At 71.5% G+C, this 7,646-nt stretch carries 3 protein-coding genes; 1 reads left to right on the plus strand and 2 read right to left on the minus strand.

Annotation, left to right across the window (positions count from 1 at the left end):
* Positions 1–3,330 (plus strand): multifunctional oxoglutarate decarboxylase/oxoglutarate dehydrogenase thiamine pyrophosphate-binding subunit/dihydrolipoyllysine-residue succinyltransferase subunit (locus tag GA0115240_RS17435; RefSeq protein WP_107407164.1); only part of this gene is annotated, 3,330 nt, incomplete at its 5' end.
* Between the two features lie 160 nt (positions 3,331–3,490).
* Here GA0115240_RS17435 and fxsT read toward each other — a convergent pair.
* Positions 3,491–6,538 (minus strand): FxSxx-COOH system tetratricopeptide repeat protein, encoded by a 3,048-nt coding sequence (gene fxsT, locus GA0115240_RS17440; RefSeq protein WP_093737592.1) that lies wholly within the window; start codon positions 6,536–6,538, stop codon positions 3,491–3,493.
* 158 nt (positions 6,539–6,696) lie between these two features.
* A partial coding sequence (locus tag GA0115240_RS17445) for an aKG-HExxH-type peptide beta-hydroxylase (RefSeq protein WP_237554967.1) occupies positions 6,697–7,646 on the minus strand: 950 nt, incomplete at its 5' end.

Genomic DNA, 7,646 nt, shown 5'->3' on the forward strand with positions numbered 1-7,646 from the left:
AAGAACATGCACGCCTCGCTGGAACTGCCTACCGCCACCTCGGTGCGGGCCATCCCGGTGAAGCTGCTGTTCGACAACCGCATCGTGATCAACAACCACCTCAAGCGCGCCCGGGGCGGCAAGGTCTCCTTCACCCACCTCATCGGGTACGCGATGGTGCAGGCCCTCAAGGCCATGCCGTCGATGAACCACTCCTTCACGGAGAAGGACGGCAAGCCCACCCTGGTCAAGCCGGAGCACGTCAACCTGGGCCTGGCCATCGACCTGGTGAAGCCCAACGGGGACCGGCAGTTGGTCGTCGCGGCCATCAAGAAGGCCGAGACGCTGAACTTCTTCGAGTTCTGGCAGGCCTACGAGGACATCGTCCGCCGCGCCCGCACCGGCAAGCTGACCATGGACGACTTCTCCGGGGTCACCGCCTCGCTGACCAACCCGGGCGGCCTGGGCACCGTGCACTCGGTGCCGCGCCTGATGCCCGGTCAGTCGATGATCCTCGGCGTCGGCTCGATGGACTACCCGGCCGAGTTCCAGGGCACCTCCCAGGACACCCTGAACAAGCTGGGCATCTCCAAGGTCATGACGCTGACCAGCACGTACGACCACCGGGTGATCCAGGGCGCCGCCTCCGGCGAGTTCCTGCGGATCATGAACCAACTGCTGCTCGGCGAGAACGACTTCTTCGACGACGTGTTCGCCGCGCTGCGCATCCCGTACGAGCCGGTCCGCTGGCGCACCGACATCGACACCGGGCACGACGACGATGTGACCAAGGCCGCCCGGGTCTTCGAGCTCATCCACTCCTACCGGGTCCGCGGCCATGTCATGGCCGACACCGACCCGCTGGAGTACCGCCAACGCAAGCACCCCGACCTGGACGTGCTGGAGCACGGGCTCACCTTGTGGGACCTGGAGCGGGAGTTCGCGGTCGGCGGCTTCGCCGGCAAGTCCCTGATGAAGCTGCGCGACATCCTCGGGGTGCTGCGCGACTCCTACTGCCGGACCGTCGGTGTGGAGTTCATGCACATCCAGGATCCCAAGCAGCGCAAGTGGATCCAGGACCGCATCGAGCGCCCGCACGCCAAGCCCGAGCGCGAGGAGCAGCTGCGGATCCTGCGCCGGCTGAACGCGGCCGAGGCGTTCGAGACCTTCCTGCAGACCAAGTACGTCGGCCAGAAGCGGTTCTCGCTGGAGGGCGGCGAGTCCGTCATCCCGCTGCTGGACGCGGTGATCGACGCGGCCGCCGAGTCCCGGCTGGACGAGACCGTGATCGGCATGGCCCACCGCGGCCGGCTGAACGTGCTGGCGAACATCGTCGGCAAGTCGTACGCCCAGATCTTCCGCGAGTTCGAGGGCAACCTCGACCCGAAGTCGATGCACGGCTCCGGCGACGTGAAGTACCACCTGGGCGCCGAGGGCACCTTCACCGGTCTGGACGGCGAGCAGATCAAGGTCTCGCTGGCCGCCAACCCCTCGCACCTGGAGGCGGTCGACCCGGTGGTCGAGGGGATCGCCCGCGCCAAGCAGGACATCATCAACAAGGCCGGCACCGACTTCACCGTGCTGCCGATCGCGCTGCACGGCGACGCGGCCTTCGCCGGCCAGGGCGTCGTCGCGGAGACGCTCAACATGTCGCAGCTGCGCGGCTACCGCACCGGCGGCACCGTGCACGTGGTCATCAACAACCAGGTCGGCTTCACCGCCGCCCCGGAGTCGGCGCGCTCGTCGATGTACTGCACCGACGTGGCCCGGATGATCGAGGCGCCGATCTTCCACGTCAACGGCGACGACCCGGAGGCCGTGGTCCGCGTGGCGCGGCTGGCCTTCGAGTTCCGGCAGGCGTTCAACAAGGACGTCGTGATCGACCTGATCTGCTACCGCCGCCGCGGTCACAACGAGTCCGACAACCCGGCCTTCACCCAGCCGCTGATGTACGACCTGATCGACAAGAAGCGCTCGGTGCGCAAGCTCTACACCGAGTCGCTGATCGGGCGCGGCGACATCACCCTGGAAGAGGCCGAGCAGGCGCTGCAGGACTACCAGGGGCAGCTGGAGAAGGTCTTCACCGAGGTCCGCGAGGCCGCCTCCGCCCCGGTGGAGCCCGCCGAGCAGCAGCCGGCCGCCCCGCAGCCGGGCTTCCCGGTCGCGATGCCGACCGCGGTGTCCTCCGAGGTGGTCAAGCGGATCGCCGCCTCGCAGGTGAACGTGCCGGAGAACGTCACCGTGCACCCGCGGCTGCTCCCGCAGCTCCAGCGCCGGGCCACCATGGTCGAGGACGGCACCATCGACTGGGGCATGGGCGAGACGCTGGCGATCGGTTCGCTGCTGCTGGAGGGCACCCCGGTCCGGCTGGCCGGCCAGGACTCCCGGCGCGGCACCTTCGGCCAGCGGCACGCGGTGCTCATCGACCGGCAGACCGGCGAGGACTACACCCCGCTGCAGTACCTGTCGGAGGACCAGGCCCGCTACAACGTCTACGACTCGCTGCTCAGCGAGTACGCGGCGATGGGCTTCGAGTACGGCTACTCGCTGGCCCGGCCGGACGCACTGGTGATGTGGGAGGCGCAGTTCGGCGACTTCGTCAACGGCGCGGCCACCATCGTCGACGAGTTCATCTCGTCGGCCGAGCAGAAGTGGGGCCAGACCTCCGGCGTCACGCTGCTGCTGCCGCACGGCTACGAGGGCCAGGGCCCGGACCACTCCTCGGCCCGGATCGAGCGCTTCCTGCAGCTGTGCGCGCAGAACAACATGACGGTGGCCGTCCCCTCCACCCCGGCCAACTACTTCCACCTGCTGCGCTGGCAGGTGCACAACCCGCACCACAAGCCGCTGATCGTCTTCACCCCGAAGTCGATGCTCCGGCTGAAGGCGGCGGCGTCGAAGGCCGAGGACTTCACCAGCGGGCAGTTCCAGCCGGTGATCGGCGACACCACGGTGGACGCCGACGCGGTGCGCAAGGTCGTGTTCTGCTCGGGCAAGGTCTACTACGACCTGATCGAGGAGCGGGCCAACCGCGGGGCGACCGACATCGCGTTCATCCGCATCGAGCGGCTCTACCCGCTGCCCGGCGTCGAGATCCAGGCCGCGGTGGCCCCCTACACCAAGGCGCAGAAGTTCGTCTGGGCCCAGGCCGAGCCGGCCAACCAGGGTGCGTGGCCGTTCATCGCGCTCAACCTGATCGACCACCTGGACCTGCTGCTCGGCGCGGCCCCGGACAACGCGGACCGGCTGCGCCGTGTCTCGCGCCCGGCGTCCTCCTCGCCGGCCGTCGGCTCCGCCAAGCGGCACGCGGCGCAGCAGGAAGAGCTGATCAACGAGGTCTTCGAGATCTGATCGGCGCCGCACACCAGCGGCAGCAGCGCTCGCATCGGCCGGGGCCCGTACCTTCGCGGTACGGGCCCCGGCCGTTCGCGCGACGCCCGGCCCGGGCGTGGCGCCGAGCCTCGGCCCAGCCGGGCGTCCCGGCCGGGCGTCCCGGCCGGGCGTCCGGCCGCTACGAGCTGAACGGCTCGAAGTCCCAGTAGGGCCGGGTACGGGACCGCGCCGCGACCGTGTGCGGGTGCTGGGGGCCGAGGGTGTTGGCGAGCGCGTCCAGCGCTTCCTCCTCGATCTTGTCGGCCTCCTGGCGGCGGCGCAGATTGCGCAGGTCGGCGGCCAGCGCGATCCGGCAGGACAGCGTCAGCGGGTGGTGCTTGCCGAGCTCGGCGGCGGCGCGGTCGCCGGTCGTCCGGCTCAACTCGGCGGCGCCGTCCGGGTCGCCGGCCAGATTGCGGGCCGCGGCCGCGTTGACCGCGCAGCCCAGCGTCCAGTAGTGGTGTGGGCCGACCGCCCGGGTCATGCCGTCCAGCGCGTCCTCGATCTCGATCTGCGACTGCTGGCGCTCGCCGGAGGCACGCAAGATCAGCCCGTGGCAGCCCAGGGCCCCGGCGGTGTACGGGTGCCGCTCGCCGAGCCGGGACCGGTAGCGGCCGAGCACGCGCTCGGCCAGGTCCCGGGCCCGGTCCAGATCGCCGTGCTCCCGCTCGAAGCTGGACAAGGTGAGCGCGACGCGCAGGCTGAGCGGGTCGTAGTCGCCGCGCACCCGCTCGCAGCGCTCCAGCAGCCGGGCCAACAGATGGGCCGCGCGGTTGCGCTCGCCGCTGCGGTGGTAGCACTGGGCCAGATTGTGCTCGGCGCGCAACGTCTGCGGGTTGTCCGGGCCGAGTACCGTGCGGTGCACCTCGGAGTTGCGCTCCTGCACCGACAGCGCCTGCTCGTAGCGGCCGAGCAGCCGCAGGTCGTGAGCGTAGGAGTTCTCCGAGGAGAGCGTCCAGTTGTTGCGGTCGCGCAGCAGCTCGCGGCGGATCTCCATGGTGTCGCGGTCGAGGTCGAGCGCGTCCTGGAAGCGGCCCAGCAGGCGGTGGATGAGCGCCATGTTGTTCTGCGCCATCAGCGTCACCGGGTCGCGGTCGCCGAGCAGCTCGACATAGGCGTCCCGGACCGATTCGGACAGGGCCAGCGTCTCCGGATAGCGGCCGAGGTTGCGCAGGTCGGAGGCGAGGTTGGCGGCGGCGCGCAGCGTCAGCAGGTCCCGGGCGCCGCGATCGGCGAGCAGCGTCTCGTAGGCGTCGCGGTCGATGCGCTCGGTGGTGGTGTAGTCGCCGGTGGCCCGCAGCAGGTTGGAGCGGTGGTGCACCAGGTCCCACAGCCGGGGGTGGCCGGCCTCCAGCACCCGCGGCCAGTGCTCGCCGGCGATCTCGGCGACCCGCAGGCCGGTGGTGTACTCGCCCGAGAGGTACAGATAGCGCAGGCAGTTGAGCACCATGCCCTGGATCTCGGGGTTGGTGCTCTCCAGCGCTCCGGAGGCCGCCAGGTGCGGCACGATCTCGGCGTAACGCGGCCACAGCCGGGTGTCGTTGGGGCGGCCGGGGTCGGCGGCGGCGAGGATCTTGCGGACCACCCGGGAGTAGACGTTCTGCTCGTCGTCGGGCATGTCGCTGCGGACCGCCTGGTAGACGAGGCGGTGCATCTGCACGATCTCGGTGGAGCCGGGCGGCTCCTCGGTGCCGACCTCCTGCGGGTCGGACTGGATGACGGACCACTGGGCGAGCTTGCTGATGGCCGAGTTCCACAGCAGCGGGTCCTCGATCAGGCCGGCCAGCTGCTCGGGCATGTCGCGGATCGGCAGGTCGCGCAGCAGCCGCACCGGGATGGGGCCGGGCGCGAAGAAGACACACAGCCGCAGCAGGTCGACCGCTTCCGGCTTGTCCTCGCGCAGCCGGTTGAGCAGTATCGAGAAGGCGGTGTAGTAGGTCATCTGGAAGTCGGCGGCGACCTTGAGGCCGGATTCCACATCGGCGCCGTGCCGCAGCAGTTCGATGTACTCGTCGACCGGCATGGTGGAGTCGTTGAGCGAGCCGGCGTTCTGGTCCAGGGCCAGTGCCAGGTCGCCGAGGGCCTCGGCGAGCTTGTTGGCGTCCGGCTCGTCGATCCGCGGCGCGCGGCGGCGGATGAAGGCCACCGACTCGACGCGGTCGTAGACCGGGACTTCGATCAGGGCGCTGTTGTACTCGCCCCATTCGCGGTTCTGCGAGGTGATCAGCACATGGCCGGGGCCGGCCGGGACCAGGTCGTGGATCTCGTCCGGCCGGTCGGCGCCGTCCAGCACGATCAGCCAGCGGAAGTAGGGGTCGCCGCGGCGCAGCGCGTCGTGCACGGCGCGCAGCCGCTCGCCGTATTCGCGGCCGGTGGTGAGCCGCAGCGCCGGGGCGAGGGCGGCCAGCTTCTCCCGCAGGGTGCCGCGCTCGGCCGCCCGGACCCACCACACCACGTCGTACTCCGGGGCGAAGCGGTAGACGTACTCGGCGGCGATATGGGTCTTGCCGACGCCGGACAGCCCGTGCAAGGTGGCGACCGCGGCGCCGGGTTCGGCCTGCTGGAGCTGCTGGTGGAGCTCAGCGATCAGCTCCTCACGGCCGGTGAAGCGGGTGTTGCGGCGCGGGACGCCGCCCCAGACGGCCGGCGGCTCCAGCGGGAAGCGGGGGCCGGCGCCGGCTCCCGGCGTGTCGGTGCCGGCCGAGCCGGCGGCGGAGGCGGATGCCGAGGAGGAGCCAGCCGCGGATCGGGCGGGTGTGATGCCGAGCCGGGACAGCAGCCGGCGCTCGGCCTCGGCGGCGCCCAGGCCCCACAATTCGGCGGCGCCCAGCGCCACGGAGGCGGTGGGCAGCGCGGCGGAGGTGACGGAGACGGCGGCGAAGCGGTCGCTGTTGGGCGGGATCACCGCGCGCAGCGCGCTGTTCCATTCCTGCTGGCTGCGCGGGCCCAGCCGGAAATACCACTCGCTGAGCACGATCAGCACCGGGCCCTCGGACAGCAGCAGGTCGCGCAGGCCCTGCTCGACGCTGCTGTCCGGGGTGATGTCCCAGCGCTGGAGCACCACTTGCCGCCCGTGCTTCTCCAGCCGGCTGGCGATCCACGACGCCCACGCCCTGTTGTACCCCGCGAAGCTGACGGTCACGGGTCCCGACCCCACCGCCGACGCGGTGTTCCGCCCTCCGGCCATGTGACCGACTCCCTCTTTGCGCGTGTTTCGCCCCTGGCGTGAATGGCCAGCGGATGCGGCTTCTGCGCCAGAAACTACACTGATTTGGTCCCCCGCTGACGGACAGTCATGCCCTTTCCTGTGGATAAGTACGGTTCGGGCCGGCGGCTGCCCGGGGTTCACGGACGGTGCGCGCGCTGTCGCCGCCAGATGACCCGGCTGGTCTCGACGTACGCCGCCGCGCGCGCCAGGTGGCCGCTCGGCGGTACGTGTTCCCGCAGTCGACTGTGATGCGCCGCCATCGCCCGCACCAGGCTCAGTCCGTGCGGGGTCAGCCGGCTGGAGCCGAGCAGTTGGGGCAGCGCGGCCTCGACCTGCTGGCGGCAGCGGCAGTGGTCGGCCCAGGCGGCGTCCCGCAGCCCCGGACCGGCCCCGCTCAGCGCCACCCCCAAGTGGAAGTCGGCCAGGGCCAAATGGGCGTACGCACCCTGGAAGAGGCCGTCGAAGGGCCGCGGGTCGGGACGCCAGGGGGCCCAGTGGCGCGGGGTGTCGTCGGCGGTGTGCAGCACGGTCAGCGCGGACAGGGCGAGCAGCTTGGCGTGCTGCAGTTCGTGGACCAGGGTCGCGGCCAGTTCCAGGCCGCTGCGCGGCGTGCTGCTCAGCAGCGCGCCGAAGGCCTCGCGGCGGGTCGCGCTGCACCGGGCGGTGGCCGAACCGGCCAGCGGCACGAAGCAGTCCAGCAGCGCGTCCGCCTCACGGGCCCGCGAGCCGTCACCGAGCCGCAGCCAGACCTGCGCGTCCTGCCACGCGCTGCGCCAGCGGGCGTGCTCGGCACCGTCGAGGGCCGAGGTGGCGGTCAGGCCGTACGGATTGGTGGGCCGCTCCTCGTCGCGGTAGGGGTCGGCGTCGTCGATCAGCACCGGGTGGCCGGCCGCCGAACGCAGCCGGCGCAGCGGCAGCCAGCCCGGCGCGGCGGACCGCCACACCCCGTCGGACCCGCGCCGGACCTCCACCCGGGTCTGCCTGGTGCGCAGCCACAAGGTGCCCGCGTCGCCGTCCACCCGGGCCCGATCGGCGGCGGCCGGGGGCCGGTCGGCGGCGGCCGGGGGCCGGTCGGCGGCGGCCGGGG

This window comes from Streptomyces sp. DvalAA-14, from assembly GCF_900091855.1.
In the GTDB taxonomy this organism is placed as follows: domain Bacteria; phylum Actinomycetota; class Actinomycetes; order Streptomycetales; family Streptomycetaceae; genus Actinacidiphila.